General features: G+C 68.7%; 27 protein-coding genes. 14 read left to right on the forward strand and 13 right to left on the reverse strand.

The window, feature by feature from the left end; all coding sequences use genetic code 11:
• The first annotated feature begins 34 nt into the window (after nucleotides 1-34).
• Nucleotides 35-2,143 carry an NAD-dependent DNA ligase LigA gene (ligA, locus tag ABQE89_RS08300; RefSeq protein ID WP_448415824.1) on the forward strand — a complete coding sequence of 703 codons (2,109 nt, stop codon included), beginning with the start codon at nucleotides 35-37 and terminating at the stop codon, nucleotides 2,141-2,143.
• Here ligA and ABQE89_RS08305 read toward each other — a convergent pair.
• Nucleotides 2,140-2,598, reverse strand: a complete 459-nt coding sequence (locus ABQE89_RS08305) for a hypothetical protein (RefSeq protein WP_448415825.1) — start codon at nucleotides 2,596-2,598, stop codon at nucleotides 2,140-2,142. The genes ligA and ABQE89_RS08305 overlap by 4 nt on opposite strands.
• 121 nt (nucleotides 2,599-2,719) lie before the next feature.
• On the opposite strand from ABQE89_RS08305, the gene ABQE89_RS08310 reads away from it, so the two are divergent.
• Entirely contained in the window at nucleotides 2,720-2,974 is a 255-nt protein-coding gene (locus ABQE89_RS08310; RefSeq protein WP_448415826.1) for a metallothionein, read from the forward strand.
• Here ABQE89_RS08310 and ABQE89_RS08315 read toward each other — a convergent pair whose 3' ends face one another.
• The 6 genes from ABQE89_RS08315 to ABQE89_RS08340 form a co-directional block, all read right to left on the reverse strand.
• On the reverse strand, nucleotides 2,975-4,549 hold the full coding sequence (locus tag ABQE89_RS08315) for a polyamine aminopropyltransferase (protein WP_448415827.1): 1,575 nt from the start codon (nucleotides 4,547-4,549) through the stop codon (nucleotides 2,975-2,977).
• On the reverse strand, nucleotides 4,546-5,004 hold the full coding sequence (locus ABQE89_RS08320; protein WP_448415828.1) for a DUF350 domain-containing protein: 459 nt from the start codon (nucleotides 5,002-5,004) through the stop codon (nucleotides 4,546-4,548). The genes ABQE89_RS08315 and ABQE89_RS08320 overlap by 4 nt, the downstream gene beginning before the upstream one ends.
• 43 nt (nucleotides 5,005-5,047) lie before the next feature.
• The gene (locus tag ABQE89_RS08325) at nucleotides 5,048-5,482 is read right to left on the reverse strand and encodes a DUF4247 domain-containing protein (protein ID WP_448415939.1); all 435 of its coding nucleotides are present in this window, start codon (nucleotides 5,480-5,482) and stop codon (nucleotides 5,048-5,050) included.
• Nucleotides 5,479-5,982, reverse strand: coding sequence for a DUF2617 family protein (locus tag ABQE89_RS08330; protein WP_448415829.1), 504 nt, complete (start codon nucleotides 5,980-5,982; stop codon nucleotides 5,479-5,481). The genes ABQE89_RS08325 and ABQE89_RS08330 overlap by 4 nt, the downstream gene beginning before the upstream one ends.
• A 9-nt stretch (nucleotides 5,983-5,991) precedes the next feature.
• Nucleotides 5,992-6,603: a DUF4178 domain-containing protein gene (locus ABQE89_RS08335; protein WP_448415830.1), complete on the reverse strand. Its 612-nt coding sequence runs from the start codon at nucleotides 6,601-6,603 to the stop codon at nucleotides 5,992-5,994.
• Nucleotides 6,604-6,676: 73 nt separating this feature from the next.
• On the reverse strand, nucleotides 6,677-7,345 hold the full coding sequence (locus tag ABQE89_RS08340; protein ID WP_448415831.1) for an ACT domain-containing protein: 669 nt from the start codon (nucleotides 7,343-7,345) through the stop codon (nucleotides 6,677-6,679).
• A gap of 64 nt (nucleotides 7,346-7,409) precedes the next feature.
• Between ABQE89_RS08340 and gatC the strand changes: the two genes are divergently transcribed.
• From gatC to ABQE89_RS08355, 3 genes are read left to right on the forward strand one after another with little or no spacing between them, the layout of a single operon-like run.
• Nucleotides 7,410-7,709, forward strand: a complete 300-nt coding sequence (gene gatC, locus ABQE89_RS08345) for an Asp-tRNA(Asn)/Glu-tRNA(Gln) amidotransferase subunit GatC (RefSeq protein ID WP_448415832.1) — start codon at nucleotides 7,410-7,412, stop codon at nucleotides 7,707-7,709.
• Nucleotides 7,706-9,187, forward strand: a complete 1,482-nt coding sequence (gatA, locus tag ABQE89_RS08350) for an Asp-tRNA(Asn)/Glu-tRNA(Gln) amidotransferase subunit GatA (protein ID WP_448415833.1) — start codon at nucleotides 7,706-7,708, stop codon at nucleotides 9,185-9,187. The genes gatC and gatA overlap by 4 nt, the downstream gene beginning before the upstream one ends.
• A 48-nt stretch (nucleotides 9,188-9,235) precedes the next feature.
• On the forward strand, nucleotides 9,236-10,267 hold the full coding sequence (locus ABQE89_RS08355) for an ATP-dependent 6-phosphofructokinase (protein WP_448415834.1): 1,032 nt from the start codon (nucleotides 9,236-9,238) through the stop codon (nucleotides 10,265-10,267).
• Here the strand turns inward: ABQE89_RS08355 and ABQE89_RS08360 are convergent, their stop codons facing one another.
• Nucleotides 10,268-10,624, reverse strand: a complete 357-nt coding sequence (locus ABQE89_RS08360; protein ID WP_448415835.1) for a DoxX family protein — start codon at nucleotides 10,622-10,624, stop codon at nucleotides 10,268-10,270.
• Nucleotides 10,625-10,700: 76 nt separating this feature from the next.
• Between ABQE89_RS08360 and ABQE89_RS08365 the strand changes: the two genes are divergently transcribed.
• Both ABQE89_RS08365 and gatB read left to right on the forward strand, forming a co-directional pair.
• Nucleotides 10,701-11,171 (forward strand): MarR family winged helix-turn-helix transcriptional regulator, encoded by a 471-nt coding sequence (locus ABQE89_RS08365; protein ID WP_448415836.1) that lies wholly within the window; start codon nucleotides 10,701-10,703, stop codon nucleotides 11,169-11,171.
• Between the two features lie 24 nt (nucleotides 11,172-11,195).
• Nucleotides 11,196-12,701: an Asp-tRNA(Asn)/Glu-tRNA(Gln) amidotransferase subunit GatB gene (gatB, locus tag ABQE89_RS08370; protein WP_448415837.1), complete on the forward strand. Its 1,506-nt coding sequence runs from the start codon at nucleotides 11,196-11,198 to the stop codon at nucleotides 12,699-12,701.
• A gap of 9 nt (nucleotides 12,702-12,710) precedes the next feature.
• Here gatB and ABQE89_RS08375 read toward each other — a convergent pair whose 3' ends face one another.
• Nucleotides 12,711-13,337: a TetR/AcrR family transcriptional regulator gene (locus ABQE89_RS08375; protein WP_448415838.1), complete on the reverse strand. Its 627-nt coding sequence runs from the start codon at nucleotides 13,335-13,337 to the stop codon at nucleotides 12,711-12,713.
• A gap of 58 nt (nucleotides 13,338-13,395) precedes the next feature.
• Between ABQE89_RS08375 and ABQE89_RS08380 the strand changes: the two genes are divergently transcribed.
• Nucleotides 13,396-14,334, forward strand: coding sequence for an oxygenase MpaB family protein (locus tag ABQE89_RS08380; protein WP_448415940.1), 939 nt, complete (start codon nucleotides 13,396-13,398; stop codon nucleotides 14,332-14,334).
• Here ABQE89_RS08380 and ABQE89_RS08385 read toward each other — a convergent pair whose 3' ends face one another.
• Nucleotides 14,335-14,622 carry a TetR family transcriptional regulator C-terminal domain-containing protein gene (locus tag ABQE89_RS08385; RefSeq protein WP_448415839.1) on the reverse strand — a complete coding sequence of 96 codons (288 nt, stop codon included), beginning with the start codon at nucleotides 14,620-14,622 and terminating at the stop codon, nucleotides 14,335-14,337.
• 29 nt (nucleotides 14,623-14,651) lie between these two features.
• Here ABQE89_RS08385 and ABQE89_RS08390 point away from each other — a divergent pair, with 29 nt between their 5' ends.
• Nucleotides 14,652-14,822, forward strand: a complete 171-nt coding sequence (locus ABQE89_RS08390) for a DMT family transporter (RefSeq protein ID WP_448415840.1) — start codon at nucleotides 14,652-14,654, stop codon at nucleotides 14,820-14,822.
• A gap of 8 nt (nucleotides 14,823-14,830) precedes the next feature.
• Here ABQE89_RS08390 and ABQE89_RS08395 read toward each other — a convergent pair whose 3' ends face one another.
• Nucleotides 14,831-15,952, reverse strand: coding sequence for a PQQ-dependent sugar dehydrogenase (locus ABQE89_RS08395; RefSeq protein WP_448415841.1), 1,122 nt, complete (start codon nucleotides 15,950-15,952; stop codon nucleotides 14,831-14,833).
• A 128-nt stretch (nucleotides 15,953-16,080) separates the two neighbouring features.
• On the opposite strand from ABQE89_RS08395, the gene ABQE89_RS08400 reads away from it, so the two are divergent.
• Nucleotides 16,081-16,920, forward strand: coding sequence for a DoxX family protein (locus tag ABQE89_RS08400; RefSeq protein WP_448415842.1), 840 nt, complete (start codon nucleotides 16,081-16,083; stop codon nucleotides 16,918-16,920).
• A 4-nt stretch (nucleotides 16,921-16,924) separates the two neighbouring features.
• On the opposite strand, the gene ABQE89_RS08405 is transcribed toward ABQE89_RS08400, so the two are convergent.
• Nucleotides 16,925-17,269 (reverse strand): PH domain-containing protein, encoded by a 345-nt coding sequence (locus ABQE89_RS08405; protein WP_448415941.1) that lies wholly within the window; start codon nucleotides 17,267-17,269, stop codon nucleotides 16,925-16,927.
• A 320-nt stretch (nucleotides 17,270-17,589) separates the two neighbouring features.
• Here ABQE89_RS08405 and ABQE89_RS08410 point away from each other — a divergent pair, with 320 nt between their 5' ends.
• Genes ABQE89_RS08410 through ilvC form a run of 3 tightly spaced genes read left to right on the forward strand, consistent with a single transcriptional unit; the run spans nucleotide 17,590 to nucleotide 21,020 of the window.
• Nucleotides 17,590-19,443 carry an acetolactate synthase large subunit gene (locus ABQE89_RS08410; RefSeq protein WP_448415843.1) on the forward strand — a complete coding sequence of 618 codons (1,854 nt, stop codon included), beginning with the start codon at nucleotides 17,590-17,592 and terminating at the stop codon, nucleotides 19,441-19,443.
• Complete coding sequence (gene ilvN / locus ABQE89_RS08415) at nucleotides 19,443-19,961, forward strand: acetolactate synthase small subunit (RefSeq protein WP_448415844.1); 519 nt, start codon at nucleotides 19,443-19,445, stop codon at nucleotides 19,959-19,961. The genes ABQE89_RS08410 and ilvN overlap by 1 nt, the downstream gene beginning before the upstream one ends.
• Before the next feature lie 57 nt (nucleotides 19,962-20,018).
• On the forward strand, nucleotides 20,019-21,020 hold the full coding sequence (gene ilvC, locus ABQE89_RS08420) for a ketol-acid reductoisomerase (protein WP_448415942.1): 1,002 nt from the start codon (nucleotides 20,019-20,021) through the stop codon (nucleotides 21,018-21,020).
• 60 nt (nucleotides 21,021-21,080) lie between these two features.
• Here the strand turns inward: ilvC and ABQE89_RS08425 are convergent, their stop codons facing one another.
• A complete protein-coding gene (locus tag ABQE89_RS08425; RefSeq protein ID WP_448415845.1) occupies nucleotides 21,081-21,509 on the reverse strand; it encodes a hypothetical protein in 429 nt (142 codons plus the stop codon).
• 58 nt (nucleotides 21,510-21,567) lie between these two features.
• Between ABQE89_RS08425 and ABQE89_RS08430 the strand changes: the two genes are divergently transcribed.
• On the forward strand, nucleotides 21,568-22,437 hold the full coding sequence (locus ABQE89_RS08430; protein WP_448415846.1) for a MerR family transcriptional regulator: 870 nt from the start codon (nucleotides 21,568-21,570) through the stop codon (nucleotides 22,435-22,437).
• Nucleotides 22,438-22,459: the final 22 nt, after the last annotated feature.

Consider the following 22,459-nt stretch of genomic DNA (forward strand, 5'->3'; position numbering starts at 1 on the left):
CCGGGCTGTCGCCGCCCTGGATTAGCCTGCGAGGGTGAGTTCGAAGGCAACCTCAAACCCCGAGACCACGCTGGCCGAGCAGTCCGAAGAAGCCCCCGACGCCGACCTGCGGCGGCGCTGGCAGGAGCTGGCCGACGAGGTGCGCGAGCATCAGTTCCGCTACTACGTGCGTGACGCCCCGGTCATCTCCGACGCCGACTTCGACGCGCTGCTGCGCGAACTGCAGGCCCTCGAGGACGAACACCCCGAGCTGCGGACCCCGGACTCGCCGACGCAGTTGGTGGGCGGCGCCGGTTTCGCGACCGTATTCACCCCGGCCGAGCACCTCGAGCGGATGCTCAGCCTGGACAACGTCTTCACGCCCGAGGAGCTGGCCGCGTGGGCTGCGCGCATCAGCGGCGAGATCGGTGACGACGCGCATTTCCTGTGCGAGCTGAAGATCGACGGTGTGGCGCTCTCGCTGGTCTACCGGGACGGCCGGCTGGAGCGGGCCGCCACCCGCGGCGACGGGCGCACCGGCGAGGACGTCACGCTCAACGCCCGCACCATCGACGACATCCCCGAAAGGCTCACCGGCACCAAGGAATTCCCGGTGCCGAAGGTGTTGGAGGTTCGCGGGGAGGTGTTTTTCCGGGTCGCCGACTTCGAAGAGCTCAACGCCGGCCTGGTCGCCGAGGGTAAGCCGCCGTTCGCCAATCCCCGCAACAGCGCCGCGGGGTCGCTGCGCCAGAAGAACCCGGCCGTCACCGCCAGGCGCAAGCTGCGGATGATCTGCCACGGCATCGGCCACACCGAAGGCTTCCGTCCCAAGACCCTGCACGACGCCTACCGCGCGCTCAAGGCGTGGGGGCTGCCGGTGTCGGAGCACACCGCGCGGGTGCGGGGCATGGCCGCGGTCACCGAGCGCATCGCGTACTGGGGAGAGCACCGGCACGAAGTCGAGCACGAAGTCGACGGGGTGGTGGTGAAGGTCGACGACGTGGCGCTGCAGCGCCGTCTCGGGTCGACCTCACGGGCGCCCCGGTGGGCGATCGCCTACAAGTATCCGCCCGAGGAGGCCCAGACCAAGCTGCTCGACATCAGGGTCAACGTCGGGCGCACCGGCCGGGTGACACCGTTCGCCTGGATGGAGCCGGTCAAGGTCGCCGGTTCCACGGTCAGTCAAGCCACCCTGCACAACGCCTCGGAGGTCAAACGCAAGGGTGTGCTGATCGGCGACACCGTGATGATCCGCAAGGCCGGCGACGTGATTCCCGAGGTGCTGGGGCCGGTGGTCGACCTGCGCGACGGCTCCGAACGCGAATTCGTCATGCCCACAACGTGTCCGGAGTGTGGCACCACACTGGCCCCCGCCAAGGAGGGCGACGCCGACATCCGCTGCCCCAACACCAGGTCGTGCCCTGCGCAGTTGCGGGAGCGGGTCTTTCACCTCGCCGGCCGCGGGGCCCTCGACATCGAGGGTCTCGGATACGAAGCGGCCGTCGCGCTGTTGAAGAGCGAAGTGATCACCGACGAGGGTGACCTGTTCACGCTCACCAGTGAAGACCTGTTGCGCACCGAGCTGTTTCGCACCAAGGACGGCAACCTGTCGGCCAACGGCAAGCGACTGCTGGTGAACCTGCACGAGGCAAAGTCGCGTCCGCTGTGGCGGGTGCTGGTCGCATTGTCGATCCGCCATGTCGGCCCCACCGCCGCGCGTGCGCTGGCCACCGAGTTCGGCAGCATGGAGGCGATCATGGCTGCCTCCGAAGAGCGGTTGGCCGCGGTCGAGGGGGTGGGCCCGACGATCGCGGCCGCGATCACCGAATGGTTCACCGTCGACTGGCACCGCGCGATCGTCGACAAGTGGCGCGCGGCGGGGGTGCAGATGGCCGACGAGCGCGACGACAGCGTCGAACGCCACCTCGAGGGCCTCTCGATCGTGGTCACCGGTTCGCTGGCCGGCTTCTCCCGCGACGACGCGAAGGAGGCCATCGTCGCGCGCGGCGGTAAGGCGTCGTCGTCGGTGTCGAAGAAGACGGCCTATGTGGTGGCGGGGGATTCGCCGGGTTCCAAGTACGACAAAGCCGTCGAACTCGGGGTGCCCATCCTTGACGAGGACGGCTTTCGCCGACTGCTGGAGGACGGTCCGGACGGCGTCTAGGGCGCTGGCGGCACCAGGCGCCGAAGCAGCGGTCGCACCACCAGAAGACAGACCACGACGACAGCCAGCATCGTCAGGGCGGGCCACGGTCCGACGAGGGCGCGTTGGTTGATCCAGACCGCCGCCACCGCGGCCGTGGCGAGCACCAGCACCGCCATGGTCACGTCGATACAGCGTCGGTAGGACCTGGGCGTGACGCTCGAACGGGCCGAGATCGCAATCACTGTCGCCGTCAACAGCGCCACCGGAAGTCCCAGCGCCAGCCCGACGAACGGTCCGAGGACGGTGCCGAGAACCGGAATCCCCGCCGTCCCACTGGCGGCCCCGGTGACGGCGGCGATGACAAGCCCGTAGAGAAACGTGCGCAGAAACACCCCGGACACGGCCATCCGTGCGGGCGGGGGTTCGAACCGGGGATCGGGGTGCCAGCCCGCCGCCGGTGTCCCAATTGTCATGCGCGTCAGTATCGCGCTCGGAACGCGATTTCGTCGGAAAACCGTGCGTGCGGGCCGTGCCTGCCGGCGTTTGTCGCCGGCACCGGCGGGGCACCCTGGAACGAACGGACAAGGAGAACTGATGGCGATCTGCGATACCTGTGGCAACGACTACGACAAGGCGTTCACCGTGACGTGGCCCGATGGGCGCAGCGCGACTTTCGACAGCATCGAATGCGCGGCGGCCGTAGTGGCGCCGGAGTGCGCGCACTGCGGGTGCCGGATCCTGGGGCACGGCATCGAGACACCCGAGGCGATATTCTGTTGCGCCCATTGCGCCCGCAAGGACAGCAACGCCGATGTCAACGATCGCTATCCGGTGCCCGCTGGCGGCTGATCAGCGGTAGCCGCGCCGCGTGTCCTCGACGATGCGGGGGTGCTCCAGCGTCGAGGGCGCCAATGACTGCGGGCCCATGTCGCCGGCGAACACCGTGGCCGCGTCGAGCACGCGTTGGTCGAGAAACCGCAGAGCGGGTGCGTCGGCCGGAACCGTGGGCGTCGGCGCGGTCGGGCCGCGGCGGGCCAGCGCGAAACCCCAGTCCCCGAACGTCGGAACGTGCACGTGATACGGGGTGACCGAGTACCCCGCGGCACGCACCGTCGAGATCGTGCGCCAGAACGCCGTCGGCGTGGAGAACGCGCTACCGGCCTGCACGGTCATCAAGCCGTCGGCGGCGAGCACCCGACGGACAAGCGCGTAGAACTCCACCGAGTACAGGCGGCCCAGAACGGGGGTGTCCGGGTCGGGCAGATCGACGATGACCGCGTCGAAGCCGGTGGGCGGCACGGCGCCGGGCGGCGGGTCACGCAGCCACCTCATCGCGTCGGCGATCACCACGTCGACGCGCGGATCGTCAAGTGCGCCGGCGTTCGCGTCGCGCAGCGTGGTGCGCGCGACCTCGACCACCGCCGGGTCCAGTTCGACCTGCACGATGGTGTCGACGCCGGGTTGCCGCAGCAGTTCTCGGGCCGCGAGCCCGTCGCCACCGCCGAGCACCAGCGCTGACGACGCCCCGTCGGCCAGCGCGGGATACACCAGGCTCTCCGTGTACCGGTATTCGTCGCGAGTCGAGAACTGAAGTCCGCCATCGAGATACAGCCGCATATCCGCACCGCGGCGGGTCACCACGATCTCCTGATAGGGCGAACGCTCGAATGCGACGATCGGGTCGGCGTACAACCGTTGGCGGGTGGAGGTCTGGATGCCGTCGGCGCGCGCCAGCAGGGTGACCAACAGCGCGAGCGCCGCAGCCAGCACGGCGACCGACATCGCGAACTCGCGGGCGCTGACCAGGCCCCGCAGCAGGAACACCGCCACCACCGTGGCGGCCACCACGTTGATGACGCCGGTGGCGGCGGCGCCGCGGATCATGCCCAGTTGCGGCAACAGGATGAACGGCCAGAGCAGACCCCCGATCAGCGCGCCCAGATAGTCGGCGGCGTTGAGGTTGGCCAGCACCCGTCCGGTGTCGGCCGCGCCGGTGGTGCGGCCCCGCTGGAGCAGCGTCATCAGCAGCGGCACCTCGGCGCCGACCAGGCAACCGATCAGCACCGTGCCCACACCGAGTACCCACAGGGAACCGCCGACGAAAGCGAAGGCGACATAAAGCGCCGCGGCCGACAGCCCGCCGATGACCGCGAGCAGCGTCTCGACGGCGATGAATGTCACTGCGGCGCGGTGCAACAGCGGTTTGACCAGCAGGGCCCCGGCGCCCAGGGCAGCGACATAGCCGGCCACGATCAGCGACATCTCGACGATGCCGCCGCCGTGCAGGCTGGCCGACAGGGTCAGCAACGCCAGTTCGTAGACGATGCCGCAGGCCGCGCAGGCCGCCACGGCCGCGAGCAGCAGCGCGCGCCAGCGGCCGGCGGATCCGGTCAGGCGCGGAGGTGTCTGCTCGGTCGCCGTCATGACAGCGCCGCGGCGTTCACCCCTCCCACCGCCAGCAGCGTCACCGCGGTGGCGATCGCCGCGGGATGCAGTCGATCCTCGTTAATCAGATCCCGAAAGCGACCCGGCACCAACGCTTCCAGCACCACCAGCGCGAGGCCCTGCAGCGCCACCCCGACCAGGCCGTAGACCGCCGCGTCGACCAGGCCCTGGCCCAGTTCGTTGGAACTGCCGACGATCGCGGTCACCACCACGATCGCCAGCGCCGCGTACATACCGCAGGCCACCGCCACGGCGTTGGGTCGCCGCTCGACGAAGACCAACCGGCGCAGGCTTCCCGGGGTGAGCAGGTCGGCAAGCACGAAGCCGGCCACCAGCACGGCGGCGCCGACGACGAAGTACAGCAGCGCGGCGAGCACGTTCTGCGCCAGGCTTTCGGTGCTGATGGTGCCGAACTCGACGGCCGTTGCGTACATCGGATCTCCTTCGTGGATTGGCTGGGTTGGTCTCGGTGAGCCGTTACTTGCTGCCGCCCGGACCGCCGGGGCTGCCGCCCGCACCGCCCGACGGGGCTCCGGGATAAAAACCCGGCCCCAGGAAGATGAATCCGCCCCCGCTGTATCTGCTGCCGCGGACGTCTTCGGCGCGGATGGTGCACGGGCGGTCGCCGTCGGGTCCGACGATCACGATGTCGTCGTCGTAGCGCAGGTATTCGACACCGCGATCGGTCGCGCGGGCTTCGGGTCTGCTGTAGGCGGCCAGCCGGTCGGCGACCTCGGCGGGCGATCCGGTGCACTCGTAGCTGCTGGCTTCCGCGCCGTGCGAGTACGCGGCGTAGTTCTCGGCCACGTGGGTGCGAATGTCCTTGTTGATCATGGAGATTCCGCTGAACAGGCAGATCAGGCCCGCGACGGCCAGACCGCCGGCCAGCCAGAACAGGCTCACCCGGCTCACAGTCGCCACCGGCTGTTCGTGTAGACCACCGTTCCGCCGCCCGACGATTCGGGGTACAGGTGCCACGTCTGCCAACGCCACCCGGCGCCGACCACCTCGGCGGCCAACACGGTCAGCGCAAAGTCGTCGCCGGGAAACGCCGCGCCCAACCAACCGGGCTCGCGCTCGCAGCGGGTGCGCAACCGTGCCGCGAAACTGCCGAAGCGCGACGGGGTGAGCGCCGCGGTGCGCGAGTGCAGCCGGTACCCGGGTGCCACGGCACGCTCGGGCAGCTTGGAGGCGGCCCGTGCGGTGCACGAAACCTCTTCGGAAAAAAGCTCATTGGAGCCGGTGACGGTGACGACGTGGGAGGCGCCGAGCACGCCGAGCACCAACTCACCGCCGTCGGGATGGGACAGTCGGGCGCTCACCAGGGGAGTCGAGGCCTCAGCGTTGAGCGCCAGGCGCAGCCCGGCCCCGGACACATCGACCGCGTTGACGGCCAGTTGGTGCAGAGGCAACGATGCGTCCTAAGTGGTCGGTGGCGGCGCGGGATACACAGTGAGTTCGCCGGGCAGCACCGGCTTTCCCACCGACACCTCCCAGGGCATGTCGGGCGCCCATCGTTCGAAGCCGAGCAGGCTCGTCTCGTTCTCGGCGGTGTAGTCGACGAACTCCATCTCGCCGCCGGCGGGCAGACCCGTGGTGCCTTCGGTGGTGTAAGAGGCGCGGCCGCGTTCGGTCTCGCGGTAGTTCACCCCGTCCACCGCCACGGCGCCTTCGGGCCGCAACGCGGGATCGCTGCGCCGCTGCCACATCACCAGTTCGAGGCGCCCCTCATCCTCCTCGACGCTCAGCCACAGCGGTTCGGATCCGCCCTCGAGGAGGTGTTCCCACCAGACGAACGGCCCCTGCCGCAACGTGACCGATCCGCGCACGACGTAGTCGATGCCGCCGTGGGCCACGATCGCGCCCGGTCCGAGTTGGCGCGGACCGAACTGCGGCATGGTGGCGGCGAACTTGAGCGGATCGTGGCGCTGCGCAGGAGGTTCGGGACGTTTCGGTCGGCGCAACGCGACCACCAGGACGACGATCGCCGCCGCGAGCAAGACGATGGCGAGCAGGATCAACAGGATGTCCACGCGGGGCCTTCCGTACAGCGTGCCGGGGCGATGTGGTCGTACGCCAACCGTAACAGCCGCGAGGCGGGGAAATTCAGCGCAGAAGTGTGGCGACGATGCCGGACAGATAGCCCAGCCGGGCCACCTCGGAGGGCCGGAATTGCGGGCCGCCTGGGCGGGCCAGGACCAGCGCGGTGCGGGGGTTGCCGAGGGGTGCCGCGGCCAGCGTGGTGTCCATATCGCGCCACAGTTGGGGCACCCAGTCGGCCTCGGCGTCCAACGCCTGGGCGTACTCGATCGGCAGCCACGGCGTTTCGGCGGTCTGGGTTTCGGGGGCGCCCGCGCTGCCGGCCACGCGTTGGGGACCCGACTCGGTCAACCGCAGCACGCTGCACCATCCGACCCGCAGCACCCGCGGCGCCCCGTCGACGAGCGCCTGCAGTTTGGCGCTCTTGGTGGTCGCCGCGGCGACCTGGTCGATCAACTCGAGTTCGCGGTGCGCCTCGAGCAGCCCGGTGTGCGGGCGGATGGAGTCGACGTACACACCGGTGAGCTGTTCGGCGGCGGTGATGAGCATGTCGGGCATCGCACCGGCGGGAAGCTCGACCACCAGATCGTCGATCGCGTATCCACCGGCGCGTTCCACCACGTCCAGCGACAGGATGTCGGCGCCCACCTCGCCGAGCGCGACCGCCAGTGAGCCGAGGCTGCCCGGTCGGTCCTCCAACTGGACCCGCAGCAGATAGGAACGCACGCGCAACACTGTCGCACAGCGGCCGTCGGACAGCAGCGCGAGCGCCGCTGTGGCGGTGACTAGGGTTGACGGCGTGTCAAAGATCTCCCGCGACGAGGTAGCCCAACTGGCGCGGCTGGCCCGCCTCGCCCTGACCGAGGACGAGCTCACCGGCTTCGCCGGTCAGTTGGAGGCGATCCTGAACCATGTGAGCCAGATCCAGGCCGTCGACGTCACCGGTGTCGACCCGACCGGCAACCCGCTGACCGACGTCAACGTGTTCCGTCCCGACCGGGTGCAGCGGTCGCTGTCCCAGGAGGAGGCGCTGGCGCAGGCGCCCAAGGCCGTCGACGGCCGGTTCGCCGTGCCGCGGATTCTGGGGGAGGCGCAATGAGCGACCTCATCCGCTTCGACGCGGCGACGCTGGCCGAAAAGATTGCCGCCAGGGAGGTGTCGTCGGCCGAGGTCACCCGCGCCTTTCTGGATCAGATCGCCGCGACCGACGACCGCTACCACGCGTTTTTGCACGTCGCGGAGCACCGCGCGGTGGCGGCCGCGGCGACGGTCGACGCCGCGGTGGCCGCGGGCGAGGACCTGCCGTCGCCGCTGGCCGGCGTGCCGGTGGCGCTCAAGGACGTGTTCACCACCGTCGACATGCCCACCACCTGCGGGTCGAAGATCCTCGAGGGCTGGATGTCGCCCTACGACGCCACGGTCACCGTGCGGTTGCGCGCGGCGGGCATCCCGATTCTGGGCAAGACCAACATGGACGAGTTCGCGATGGGCTCGTCGACGGAGAACTCCGCCTACGGGCCGACCCGCAACCCGTGGGACGTCGAACGCGTGCCGGGAGGCTCGGGCGGGGGCAGTGCCGCCGCGCTGGCGGCTTTCCAGGCGCCGCTGGCCATCGGCACCGACACCGGCGGCTCGATTCGCCAGCCCGCGGCGCTGACCGCCACCGTCGGGGTCAAACCGACCTACGGCACGGTGTCGCGCTACGGGTTGGTGGCGTGCGCGTCGTCGCTGGACCAGGGCGGGCCGTGTGCGCGCACCGTGCTCGACACCGCCCTGCTACATCAAATCATCGCGGGGCACGACGCCAAGGATTCGACCTCGCTGGGCGCCCAGGTGCCCGATCTGGTCGCCGCGGCCAGGGCCGGGGCGACCGGCGATCTGGCGGGCGTGAAGATCGGCGTGGTCAAGCAACTGCGCGGGGACGGCTATCAGCCCGGTGTGCTGGAGTCGTTCCGCGCCGCGGTGGATCAGTTGACCGCGCTGGGCGCCGAGGTCAGTGAAGTGGACTGCCCGCACTTCGAGTACGCGTTGTCCGCCTACTACGTGATCCTGCCGTCGGAGGTGTCCAGCAACCTGGCCAAGTTCGACGCGATGCGCTACGGGCTGCGCGTCGGCGACGACGGCACGCGCAGCGCAGAAGAAGTGATGGCCCTGACTCGCGCCGCCGGGTTCGGCCCGGAAGTCAAGCGCCGCATCATGATTGGCACATATGCACTGTCGTCAGGGTATTACGACGCCTATTACAACCAGGCGCAGAAGGTGCGTACGTTGATCGCCCGCGACCTCGACGCGGCATATGAGAAGGTCGACGTGTTGATCTCGCCGGCGACTCCGACCACGGCATTTCCGTTGGGGGAGAAGGTCGATGATCCGCTGACCATGTACCTGTTCGACCTGTGCACACTGCCGCTGAACCTGGCGGGCCACTGCGGGATGTCGGTGCCCTCGGGTCTGTCCCCCGAGAACAACCTGCCGGTGGGGCTGCAGATCATGGCGCCGGCGCTGGCCGACGACCGGCTCTACCGGGTCGGCGCGGCCTACGAGGCGGCGCGCGGACCGCTGCCGTCGGCGGTGTAGCCGCTGGACTGCTCGCGTCGGCAGGGGGCAGCGGGCAAGATGGACGTCATGCGTATCGGAGTGTTGACCGGTGGGGGCGACTGTCCGGGGCTGAACGCGGTGATCCGGGCGGTGGTCCGCACCTGTGACATGCGGTACGGCTCGTCGGTGGTCGGGTTTCAGGACGGCTGGCGGGGGCTGCTGGAGAACCGTCGCATCCAGTTGGCCAACGACGACCGCAACGACCGACTGCTGGCCAAGGGCGGCACGGTGCTGGGCACTGCTCGGGTGCATCCGGAGAAACTGCGCGCCGGACTCGACCAGATCAAGCAGACCCTCGACGACAACGGCATCGACGTGTTGATCCCCATCGGCGGCGAGGGCACGCTGACCGCCGCGCACTGGCTGTCCGAGGAGAATGTGCCCGTCGTCGGGGTGCCCAAGACCATCGACAACGACATCGACTGCACCGATGTGACGTTCGGCCACGACACCGCGCTGACCGTGGCCAGCGACGCCATCGATCGCCTGCACAGCACCGCCGAATCGCATCAGCGGGTGATGTTGGTGGAGGTGATGGGCCGCCACGCCGGCTGGATCGCGCTGAACGCGGGCCTTGCCTCCGGGGCGCACATGACCTTGATCCCCGAGCAGCCGTTCGACGTCGAAGAGGTGTGTCGGCTGATCAAAGGACGGTTCGTCCGGGGTGATTCGCACTTCATCTGTGTGGTGGCCGAGGGCGCCAAACCCGCCGAGGGCTCGATGCAGTTGCGTGAGGGCGGGCTCGACGAGTTCGGCCACGAGCGCTTCACCGGCGTCGCTGCGCAACTCGGGCTCGAGGTGGAGAAGCGCACCAACAAGGAAGTGCGGGTCACGGTTCTCGGGCACGTGCAGCGCGGCGGCACGCCGACCCCGTTCGACCGCGTACTGGCCACCCGTTTCGGGGTCAACGCCGCCGACGCCGCCCACGCCGGCGAGTACGGGATGATGGTCTCGCTGCGCGGGCAGGACATCGGCCGGGTGTCGCTGGCCGACGCCACCCGCCAACTCAAGCTGGTGCCGCAGAGCCGCTACGACGACGCCGCCGAGTTCTTCGGCTGATCACATCGTCGGCATCGCGAGTGTGAGCACCGCGATGTTGAGCACCAGAAACGCGATGGCCGAAACGAACTGCGGGCCGTAGTCGCCGGCGAGGACATGGGTGTAGACCGCGCACACGAAAAACAGGACGAGGCCAACCGCCGCGGCGACACCGAGCGGGTGAATCAGCAATCCGGCGGCAAGTCCGGCCGCGCCAACGGTTTTCAGCGTTCCGATCGGAAAACTCAGCCATGACGCCGGAACCCCCGCTTTAGCCATGCCGGCGAGGATCGGCTGAAAGTGGGCGAGTGCTGCCAGTCCCGAGAAGGCATTGGCTGCGATGGCAACGAGCGTCACCGTGACGTATGCGGTGGTCATGTCCGCTCCTCGGATAGTCACGTGCAGATGATTGTCACAATAAGTGATTATCACTTGCAGTGCTAGAGTTGGCGGGGTGAGCCACTTGACCGGCATCGCCGAGTTGCATCGTCGGATCCCGTTTCTGCTGTCTCAGCTGGGCGCGCACGTCGCCGAGGATTTTCTGCGTCGGCTTGCGCCCTACGGAGTTCAGCCACGCGCTTACGCGGTGCTCCAGGCGTTGACCGAGGAGGACGGGCAGTCGCAGCGGCGGTTGTCCGAACGGCTGGGCATTCACCGCAACGTGATGGTGACCATGGTCGACAAGCTGGAGCGGCAAGGGCTCGTCAAGCGGATGCCGCATCCGGCCGATCGGCGGGCGTTCGCCGTGACGCTCACCGAGCGTGCTCGTGAACTGATGCCGGCGCTGGACGCGGAGGTCAGCGCGCAGGAGGACGACATCACCGCGGGCCTCACCAGCACCGAGCGCGAAGGAATGTTGACCTACCTGCAACGGGTTTCTGCCCAGGCCGGGCTCATCCCCGGTGTTCACCCGAAGTTGGGCTGAGGACCCCCAACTAGACTCGGTGCCATGACCGTCGCCTCCGCCTCTGACCTGATCGACTACGACGACGTCATCGCCCGCTACGAGCCGGTGCTCGGACTGGAGGTGCACGTCGAACTGTCCACGGCCACCAAGATGTTCTGCGGGTGTGCCAACAGCTTCGGCGCCGAGCCCAACACCCAGGTGTGCCCGGTGTGCCTCGGACTTCCCGGCGCGCTGCCGGTGATCAACGAGGCCGCGGTGGAGTCGGCCATCCGTATCGGCCTGGCACTCAATTGCGAGATCGTGCCCTGGTGCCGATTCGCCAGAAAGAACTATTTCTATCCGGACATGCCGAAGAACTACCAGATCTCGCAGTACGACGAGCCGATCGCGATCAACGGTCACCTCGAGGTTCCGCTCGACGACGGCACCACCTGGCGCGTCGAGATCGAGCGGGCTCACATGGAGGAAGACACCGGCAAGCTCACCCACCTCGGCAGTGAGACCGGCCGCATCGAGGGCGCGACGACCTCGCTGATCGACTACAACCGCTCGGGTGTGCCGCTGATCGAGATCGTCACCAAACCGATCGAGGGCACCGGAGCGCGGGCGCCCGAGATCGCCCGTGCCTACGTCACCGCGCTGCGAGATCTGTTGCGCGGTCTGGGCGTATCCGATGTGCGCATGGACCAGGGGTCGATGCGCTGTGACAGCAACGTCTCGCTCAAGCCGATCGGCCAGAGGGAGTTCGGCACCCGGACCGAGACCAAGAACGTCAACTCTCTGAAGAGCGTCGAGGTGGCGGTCCGGTACGAGATGCGCCGCCAGGCAGCAGTTCTCGACGCGGGCGGCCATGTGTTACAGGAGACCCGGCACTTCCACGAAGACGGCTACACCTCACCGGGTCGCAGCAAGGAAACCGCCGAGGACTACCGTTACTTCGTCGAACCGGACCTCGAACCGGTGGCACCCGATGCCGAATGGGTTGAGCGGCTTCGCAAGACGATTCCCGAGCTGCCGTGGGTGCTGCGCAAACGCATCCAGCAGGACTGGGGGATCTCCGACGAGGTGATGCGCGACCTGGTCAACGCGGGCGCGGTCGAACTGGTCGCGGCCACGGTCGCCGAAGGCGCATCCAGCGAAGCGGCGCGGTCTTGGTGGGGCAACTTCCTGGTGCAGAAGGCCAATGAAAATGGGGTAGAACTCGACGCGTTGCCGATCAGTCCGGCCCAGGTCGCCGCCGTCATCAAGCTCGTCGAGGGCGGGCAGTTGTCTCACAAGCTGGCCCGACAGGTCGTCGAGGGGGTGCTCGCCGGCGAGGGCGAACCCGAGCAGGTCATGAAGGAGCGCGGCCTGGAGGTGGTGCGCGACGACTCGGCACTGCAGGCCGCGGTCGACGAGGCGCTGGCCGCCAACCCCGACATCGTCGAGAAGATCCGCGGCGGCAAGGTGCAGGCCGCGGGGGCGATCGTCGGCGCGGTGATGAAAGCCACCAAGGGGCAGGCCGACGCCGCCCGGGTGCGGGAGTTGGTCCTGGAAGCCTGTAGCTAGGGCAGTCGTCTAGCCAGTGCCGATGCCCAGTGCGGTGCGCGCGAACTGCTCGAGGCGATCACGCGGGTAGGTGTCGGGATCGGAGGCGGCCAACCGGCCCAGCATCTCGGCGAACGAGAGCATGGTGTGGCCGAGCAGCACCGGGTCCAGGTCGGCCAGCCGGGGGTCCAGCGCGATACCGGCCTTGGCGAGTTGTTCGGCCTGCTCCAGGATCGCCGACCGGGCCCGACGCAGATCGTGGCGATATTCGCGGGGAGCGCTGTCAGGCAGCGTGAGGATCAGCCGCCAGCGGGTCGGATTGGCCAGCACCCCCTCCAGAAACGCCGAGATGGTGGCCGCGTAGGCACCGGTGGGCCCGAGCACCGTCAAATCGTCGGGCATGGCCGCGCGCACCTGGGCCACCCCACGTTGATGTTCGCGACTCAGCAACGTCGCTACCAGCTCCGCACGCGTCCGAAACACCGTGTACAACACCGGTTTTCCGACCCCAGCAGCATCCGCGACCGCCTCCATGCTCAGCTCGTGCAGCTGGTTTTCGGCCAACACCGTCATCGCGGCGTCCAGCAACTGCTCGCGACGCTGTTCGGGCGGCAGGCGCGGCGCGTACTTGCGCCGGGCGGGGCGTGGACCGGTCATCCCGCCAATATTACGCCCCTGTTGTATTGGCGTCCGGCAATTGCTACGGTGGCGTTCTATTGCCGCGAATCCGGAGGTACCCATGGCGCAGCAGATGTCGATACGGCGCGACGACTACGGCTTTTTCGGCCCCGGCTCGCCCAGTTGGGCGGTGTGGGCCGCCCCGACGGCGCTGATCGGGTTCCAGCGTGCGGTGGTGCTCGAGCACTTCGACCCGTTCCTGGCGGCCGCGGTGGCCGACAGCGCGGGCATCTACACCGATCCGCACGGGCGACTTGACCGCACGCTGGCGTACTTCCTGACCGTCGCGGTGGCCGACGGGCGCACCGCCGTCGGCGTGGCCGACGCGTTGATGCGGGTGCACGCCAAAGTCAAGGGCATCGAACCCATCACCGGCTCGCGCTACAGCGCGAACAATCCGGACTCTCAGCGGTGGATCCACATCACCGGCTGGCACTCGGTGCTCAAGTGCTATGAGCGGTACGGACCCGGCCCGCTGACGGCAGCGGAAGAGGCGCGGTACTGGGCCGAGTCGCGTATCGCCGCGGAACTGCAAACCTGCCGACCCGGCGACGTGCCGTCGTCCCGGGACGAGGTGAGGCAGTACTTCGCCGACGTCCGGCCCACGTTGTGCACGTCCGAGCATGCGGACCGGGCGATGGACTACCTGCTGCACACGCCGCGCGATCGTGGGCTGCGACTGTGGGCGGGCAGTCGGGTGTTGGCGCCCGCCGCGATCGCCACCCTGCCGATGTGGATGCGCCGGATGGGTAACTTCGACCAACCGGCCGCCGTGGACGCCGCGCTGACCCCGATCGCGCGGGCATGGGTGAAGGCCTTGTCGGCGGGCAACTTTCGCCCGATGCTGGCCGTCGCGCGTCGCATCGCGCCCGCGACCGCGGAGGTGCTCGCCGCCCATTTGACCGCCGGCCCGCCGGCCCGGGAGCGCACCGTCACCCCTGCCGAGGTGCGCGAGCGACTGGTCGCCCCCGCGTAGTCACCCCGGGGCGAGGACGGTCAGGGCCTCCCATGCCGCGATCGCCGATTCGGCGATGGCCGACAGTTTGGCCCCGTCGGCGCCGTCGCGCGCCTGGATCGCCATGCCGTGATTGACGGTGTTGTAGAACGCGGCGAGGGCCGTCGCGTCGGTCCCGGCGGGCACGTCACCGTCGGCGATACCGCGCCGGATGCGCTCGCGAAAGTCGTGCTCGAGTGCCATGCGCCACTCGGCGAGATGTTCGTGGACGGTCTGGGCGCGATCGGTGATGGCCGCGAGCACGATCATGCAGCCCAAGGGTCTGCCCGGCCCGGCGAATGCGGAAGCTGCCCGCGGGCAACGGCTACGCGGCCTGGGTGGGGATCGGCGTCGTCGATGTGGCGGTCGCCGGCATGGTGCTGTTCGGCGAGGCCGTGACGCCCGCGCGGGCGTTGTGCCTGTCGATCATCGTGCTCGGCGTCGTTGGCCTGCGCCTGGTGGACGGGTAGCGCGACGATCAGGTCTTGTCCGCGTCGCTGCGCGGGAAACCGCCGCCCTGCGGGAAGAGCGGGAACACGACATCGTCGAGCTTCTCGGCGTCACCCATCGTCTTGTTGACCGTGGCGCCCCAGATGTTGGTGTCCGGAGACACCGCCAACGCCCAGGCGTGGCCGTGGGTGTCCTGGCGCACCACCTCGGGATCGCCGGTGACCGCGCCGGTGGCGGTGTCCATCCGGACCGCCACGGTCTGCTTGGTGTTGACGAGGTTCACCAGCACGGTGCCGTCGAGCGCCGCGCAGCCCGCCACGCCGGGACGGTCGGGCCAGGTCCACACCGTCGACACCGAGGAGTCCTTGGCGATGCGCTGAAGCCGGTCCCCGGTGGGCGTGCGGTCGGTGACATAGAGGGAATCGTCGGCCGGGTCGCGACACATGCCGCCGGCCGAGCCCATCCCCGACAACGCGGTGGTGGTCGGGGCCTGGTCGACCGTCGTCGGCTGCTCGATGCGCAGCACTTTGCCCGCCAGCGAACTCGGGTCGGCCGCCTGTGCCGGGTCGCCCGCGTCGCCGGTGAACACCAGCAGGGTGGTCGGGCTGCTGAACACCAATGCGCCGGTGTTGCCCGTGGCGCTCTTCGGGATTCCGGTGAGGATCGGTTTGGGGACATCGCCGTCGGCGACGCGCACGACCTGGTTGTCGGTCGGCGTGCTGATGTAGGCGTACATCAGCCGGTCCTGCGCATAGGTCGGCGACAACACGATGTCCATCAGCCCGCCGTCGCCGGCCGCGTCCACCGGGATCACGGTCTTGACCTTGGGTTCTGCCCGGACCGACACCTCCTTGACGGTGCCCGTGGTGCGTTCGGCCACTAGCGCCGACTGGCTGTCGGGCAGCATGATCAGCCCGCTGGTGCTCTCCAGACACCCCTGCATGACGCCCGGTGCCGGGCACTCCTTGGGGAAGGGCTTGGGCGGCAGCGGCGGCGGAGGCGGCGGTGTCGACTCCGGCCCCGGCCGCAGCTCGGGTTCGGTGGTGAACGGCTGAGACTGCAGATCGTCGAACTGGGCGCAACCCGAGCCGACCAGCAACGCCGCGCAGACCACGACGAACACCCCACGCATCGACCTGCGCACACCCATGCGAGCCAGGTTACGGATCATCCTGCGGTCCGCGCCACGCCCACCCCGCGCGCGAGCACCGCGAATAGGTGCCGAAAGCGCCGCGCCAATCCGGCGTTCACCGATGACTAGCACTTACCCTGGCAGGCGTGACCAGTCAACCCCATGACCCACGCGCCTGGCAGCGGCCCGACGACGCGGCTGGGCGGCCGGTGTCGGCAAGCCTGGTCGATCCCGAAGACGACCTGCCCTCGGCGAACTACGCGGGCGACTTCGAGACCACCGCGATCCCGCACTACGACTCGGCGGCGTCGGCCCCGGTCAATCCGGGATTCGGGCTGCTCAACGAACCCGAACCGCTGCCGTATGTGCAACCGGGCGGCAGGCACGCGATGGCCGGGGTGTCGCCGTATGCGGCGGAACCGACCGAGATCGGCCCGGACGCCGCCCCGGACCGCGCGGGCCGGCGCGGCACCCAGGACCTGGGCCTACTGGTGCTGCGGGTGGCGGTGGGCGCGATCCTGATCGCGCACGGACTGCAAAAGGCGTTCGGTCTGTGGGGCGGCCCCGGCCTGGACGGGTGGCAGAAGTCGCTGGAGTCGATGGGCTTTGACTACGCCGGCATCGTGACCTACGTCGCCACCGGCGGTCAGATCGCCGCGGGTGTGCTGCTGGTGCTCGGCCTGTTCACCCCGGTCGCGGCCGCAGGCGCGTTGGCGTATCTGGTGACCGGACTGCTGGCCGAGGCGATGACCGCCCACGAAGAGGCCCGGCTGTCGGCGTTTCTCACCGACGGGCACGAATACAAGGTCTTTCTGGTGTGCGCGGTGGCCGCCCTGATCCTCACCGGCCCCGGCCGGTACGGGTTCGACGCCGGACGTGGGTGGGCCCGGCGCCCGTTCGTCGGCTCGTTCATCGCGCTGGTGCTGGGCGTGGGGGCCGGCGTCGCGGTGTGGGTGCTGCTCAACGGCGGCAACCCGCTGGGGTGACCGCCTAACCCCGGTCGTAGGGGTCGGGCACCCGCCCGCCGCTGGCCTCGGTGAGCAGCGGCAGCGTCGCGAACGTCACCGCGGGCAACCGCAGCCGTCTGCCGTCCTTGAGTTGGGCCGACGCCCACGATTTCTCGAACCGCAGACCGGCGACGTCGTCCCATCGCACGGTCTCGCTGCCGAGCAGCGAGCGCGCCGTCACGGTGTCGCGGTCGACCACCGTGCGGTACCGGACGACGAGCAGCGAGAGCACCACCGGGATCGCGAGCAGCATCGCCGCCCACGGCGGACCGGCCAGCACCAGCGACAGCAGACCGAGCGCGATGAACCCGACCGCGAAGTGGGCCATCGGGGAGATTCTGATGACGACAGGGGCCTGGTCGGTGTCCGCGCTCACCGGGCCATCTTCGCATCGGGCCGGTCGGCACCGGCAATTTGACCTGTGACCAGTGCAGAGGCTACCGTCGATGGCTATGCAGGCCCCGGGATTGCTCGTAGTAATTGGGAAGCGCGTTGATGCCGCGCTTGCCCTCTGCCGGGCATAGCCACCAGCATCAACGCGCGACCCTCGTCCAGCAGCCCAGCTGACGGGGGTTTTTTCTTGCCCGACCACCGATTTGAGACCCTAGAAGCGAAATCCGGACCCGGATTGAGAGATAGAGAGACATCGTGAGCGCACCCACCACGCGATCACCTGGACGGCCGGCGACCGTGCCGAACGGGGAATCCTCCGCGCCCGCCGCGCAACCCACACCGAAGCGCGTCGCGCCGGAGGAACTCACCGGCGCGCAGGCGGTGATCCGGTCGTTGGAAGAACTCGACGTCGACGTGGTTTTCGGCATCCCGGGCGGCGCGGTGTTGCCTGTCTACGATCCGTTGTTCGACTCGCAGAAGCTGCGGCACGTGCTGGTCCGTCACGAACAGGGCGCCGGCCACGCCGCCAGCGGATACGCGCACGCCACCGGAAAGGTCGGGGTGTGCATGGCCACCTCCGGTCCCGGCGCGACGAACCTGGTCACCCCGCTGGCCGACGCGCACATGGACTCGATCCCGGTGGTCGCGATCACCGGTCAGGTGGGCCGCGGCCTGATCGGCACCGACGCGTTCCAGGAAGCCGACATCTCCGGCATCACGATGCCGATCACCAAACACAACTTCCTGGTGCGCAGGGGCGACGACATCGCCCGCGTCATGGCCGAGGCGTTTCACATCGCGTCGTCCGGTCGCCCGGGCCCGGTGCTGGTCGACATCCCCAAGGACGTACTGCAGGGGCCGTGCACGTTCAGTTGGCCGCCGCAGATGGACCTGCCCGGCTACAAGCCGAACACCAAACCGCACAACCGCCAGATCCGCGAGGCGGCCAAGCTGATCGCCGCAGCCCGCAAGCCGGTGCTCTACGTCGGCGGCGGCGTGATCCGTGGTGAGGCCACCGCCGAACTGCGCGAACTGGCCGAGGCCACCGGCATCCCGGTGGTCACCACGCTGATGGCCCGCGGAGCCTTCCCCGACAGCCATCCGCAGAACATGGGCATGCCCGGCATGCACGGCACCGTCGCCGCGGTGGCCGCACTGCAGCGCAGCGATCTGCTGATCGCGTTGGGCACCCGGTTCGACGACCGGGTGACCGGCAAACTGGACTCGTTTGCGCCCGAGGCCAAGGTCATCCATGCCGACATCGACCCGGCCGAGATCGGCAAGAACCGCCACGCCGACGTGCCGATCGTGGGCGACGTCAAGGCCGTGATCACCGACCTGCTCGCGGCGCTGCGCCGCGACGGCATCGCCGAGTCGATCACCATCGACAACTGGTGGGATTACCTGCGCGGCGTGCAGAGCACCTATCCGTTGAGCTACGGCCCGCAGAGCGACGGCAGCCTGAGCCCCGAGTACGTCATCGAGACGCTGGGCAAGATGGCCGGGCCCGACGCGATCTACGTCGCCGGGGTGGGCCAGCACCAGATGTGGGCGGCGCAGTTCATCTCCTACGAAAAACCCAAGACCTGGCTGAACTCCGGCGGTCTGGGCACCATGGGCTTCGCGGTGCCCGCCGCGATGGGCGCCAAGTTCGCCCGCCCCGATGCCGAGGTCTGGGCCATCGACGGCGACGGCTGCTTCCAGATGACCAACCAGGAGTTGGCCACCTGTGCGGTCGAGGGCGCACCGATCAAGGTCGCGGTGATCAACAACGGCAATCTCGGCATGGTGCGCCAGTGGCAGACCCTCTTCTACGAAGAGCGGTACAGCCAAACCGATCTGGCCACCCACTCGCGGCGAATCCCGGATTTCGTCAAGCTGGCCGAAGCGCTGGGTTGCGTCGGATTGCGTTGCGAGCGTGCCGAAGACGTCGAGGACGTCATCCGGCAGGCCAGGGAGATCAACGACCGGCCGGTGGTGATCGACTTCGTCGTCGGCGCCGACGCCCAGGTGTGGCCGATGGTGGCCGCGGGCACCGGCAACGACGAGATCATGGCGGCGCGCGGCATCCGCCCGCTGTTCGACGATCCAGAAGAGGGGCATGCCTGATGGCGACCAATGGATCGACGCCGACGCATACGCTGTCGGTGCTCGTCGAGGACAAGCCGGGTGTGCTGGCGCGGGTCGCGTCACTGTTCTCCCGGCGCGGTTACAACATCGAGTCGCTGGCGGTCGGGGCGACCGAACAGAAGAACATGTCGCGGATGACCATCGTGGTCAACGTCGAGGAATCTCCGCTCGAACAGATCACCAAGCAGCTCAACAAGCTGGTGAACGTGATCAAGATCGTCGAGCAGGAGGAGGACAACTCGGTGGCCCGCGAGTTGGCCCTGATCAAGGTGCGCACCGACGCGACCACCCGCGGTCAGGTCATCGAGGCGGTGAACCTGTTCCGCGCCAAGGTTATCGACGTCTCCACCGAGTCGCTGACCATCGAGGCGACCGGCACTCCCGACAAGCTGGAAGCTCTGCTACGGGTGCTCGAGCCGTTCGGGATCCGCGAACTCGTGCAGTCCGGCGTGGTGTCGCTGTCCCGCGGGCCGCGAAGTATCGGCACCGTCAAGTAGCCCGAAATATCAGTCAAACAGTTTGAACAGTAAGGAAAAAGCACAGTGGCAGTTGAGATGTTCTACGACGACGACGCGGACCTGACGATCATTCAGGGCCGCAAGGTCGGCGTCATCGGGTACGGCAGTCAGGGCCATGCGCACTCGCTGAGCCTTCGCGATTCGGGCGTCCAGGTGAAGGTCGGCCTCAAGGAGGGCTCGAAGTCGCGGGTCAAGGTCGCCGAGCAGGGCCTCGAGGTCGACACGCCCGCCGAGGTCGCCAAGTGGGCCGACCTCATCATGCTGTTGGCGCCCGACACCGCGCAGGCCGAGATCTTCAAGAACGACATCGAGCCCAACCTCACCGACGGCAACGCGCTGTTCTTCGGCCACGGCCTCAACATCCACTTCGACCTGATCAAGCCGCCCGCCAACGTCACCATCGGCATGGTGGCGCCGAAGGGGCCGGGCCATCTGGTGCGGCGCCAGTTCGTCGACGGCAAGGGCGTGCCCTGCCTGATCGCGGTCGACCAGGACCCCAAGGGTGAGGGCCAGGCGCTGGCCCTGTCGTACGCGAAGGCCATCGGCGGCGCCCGCGCCGGCGTGATCAAGACGACCTTCAAGGACGAGACCGAAACCGACCTGTTCGGGGAGCAGGCCGTGTTGTGCGGCGGCACAGAGGAACTGGTCAAGACCGGCTTCGACGTGATGGTGGAGGCCGGCTACGCACCGGAGTTGGCCTACTTCGAGGTGCTGCACGAGCTCAAGCTGATCGTCGACCTGATGTACGAGGGCGGCATCGCGCGGATGAACTACTCGGTGTCCGACACCGCGGAGTTCGGCGGCTACCTGTCGGGGCCGCGGGTGATCGACGCCGACACCAAGAACCGGATGAAGCAGATCCTCGCCGAGATCCAGGACGGCACCTTCGTCAAGAAGCTCGTCGCCAACGTCGAGGGCGGCAACAAGGAACTCGAGCGGCTGCGTCAGCAGAACGCCGAACACCCGATCGAGGTCACCGGCAAGAAGCTGCGCGAGCTGATGAGCTGGGTCGACCGCCCGCTGACCGACACGGCATAACCCGCGATTCGGCGTGGCTGGTCGCGCTGGCCGCGACCGACCACGCCGAAATCACTCGGGTCAGGGCCGGCGCTCGTGTCCGGGGTGGCCCTCGGTGCGGCGCCGGTCCTTCATCTCCGACTCGAACACGTGACGGCGGCCCTGCTGGAGCTCGTCGCGCACTCGGCGCTCGTGGTCGCGAAACACCGACCAGTAGGTGTCGTCGAATTCCTCGACGATCTGAAACGTCCAGCGGCCGTAGAGCACGTTGCGACCCACGAGTTCGCGGGCGAGCCGGTCGGCCACCGAGCCGTGGCCGGCTTCGCGCAGCTTGTCGCAGGCCTCGCCGAGCAACAGATCGGCACGGCCCATCAGCTGATGAAACGAGTACAGCTCGCCGCGGGCGCGTTCGACCCACTCCAACGCCTCCGAGACGGCGCCGACGGCCTCCACCGTCGCATCGTCGAGCCCGTCGGGGCGCTCGTGTTCGTTCTTCTGCTGCTCAGTCATGATCGGTAGGTACCCACTTTGCGGCCGGGGCCGACCAACTCGGCTTATCCTGTCGGCGTTGACGAGACTTCCCACCTCTGAGCGTGAAGACGCGGACGAGCCGAAATTCACCGTCCGCGTGGTCGCCGACCGCCTCGGCGTGCCGACCGCGACGCTACGCAGCTGGAATCGGCGCTACGGGGTGGGGCCGTCCGCGCACCGGCCCGGCCGCCACCGCCTCTACAGCGAGAACGACATCTCGGCGGTGCGGCAGATGCACGAGTTGATCGTGCACGGCGCCAGCCCGCGCAGCGCGGCGAGAGCGGCGATCGACTCGGTGCGGCCGTCCCACGGCGACTACTCCACGTTGTTGGCCGCCGCGTTCGAACTCGACGTGGTGGCCGTCGGCCTGCTGCTGGACCGGCACCTGCGCCATTTCGGTGTGGTGGGCACGTGGGATCACGTGGTGCGCCCGGCGTTTGCGGCCATCGAGGCTCAGCAGGCCGACGGCGTGGGCTGCATCGACGTCGAGCATGCGCTGTCGTGGGCGGTGTCGCGAGCGCTGCACCGGATGCCGGTCGCGCCGGCCGCCGGGTCGATCGTGTTGGCCGCTACCGCAGGCGAAGCGCACACGCTGGCGCTGGAGGCGCTGCGCGCCGCGCTGGCCGAGCGGGGAGTGGGCGCGCTGATGCTGGGCGCCGACGTGCCGCCCGTCGCGTTGTTCGACGCGGTCCGCCGCAGCGAGCGACCGGTGAGCGTGATGCTGTGGTCGCAAACCTCACGCACCGCCGATGCGCACACGCTCGCCGCGGTGGCCGCCGACGCAGACGTGCTGGTCGGCGGTCCGGGTTGGGGCCCGGCGCCGGTGCAGAGGCGATCGCCGGCAACGCTGGGCGACGCGGTCGACCATTTTCTGGCGACTGCATCGGTTTCGCATCGATCAAGTTAGGCTGAGTGGGTATGTACACCAG

It is taken from the genome of Mycolicibacterium sp. XJ1819 (genome assembly GCF_053483675.1).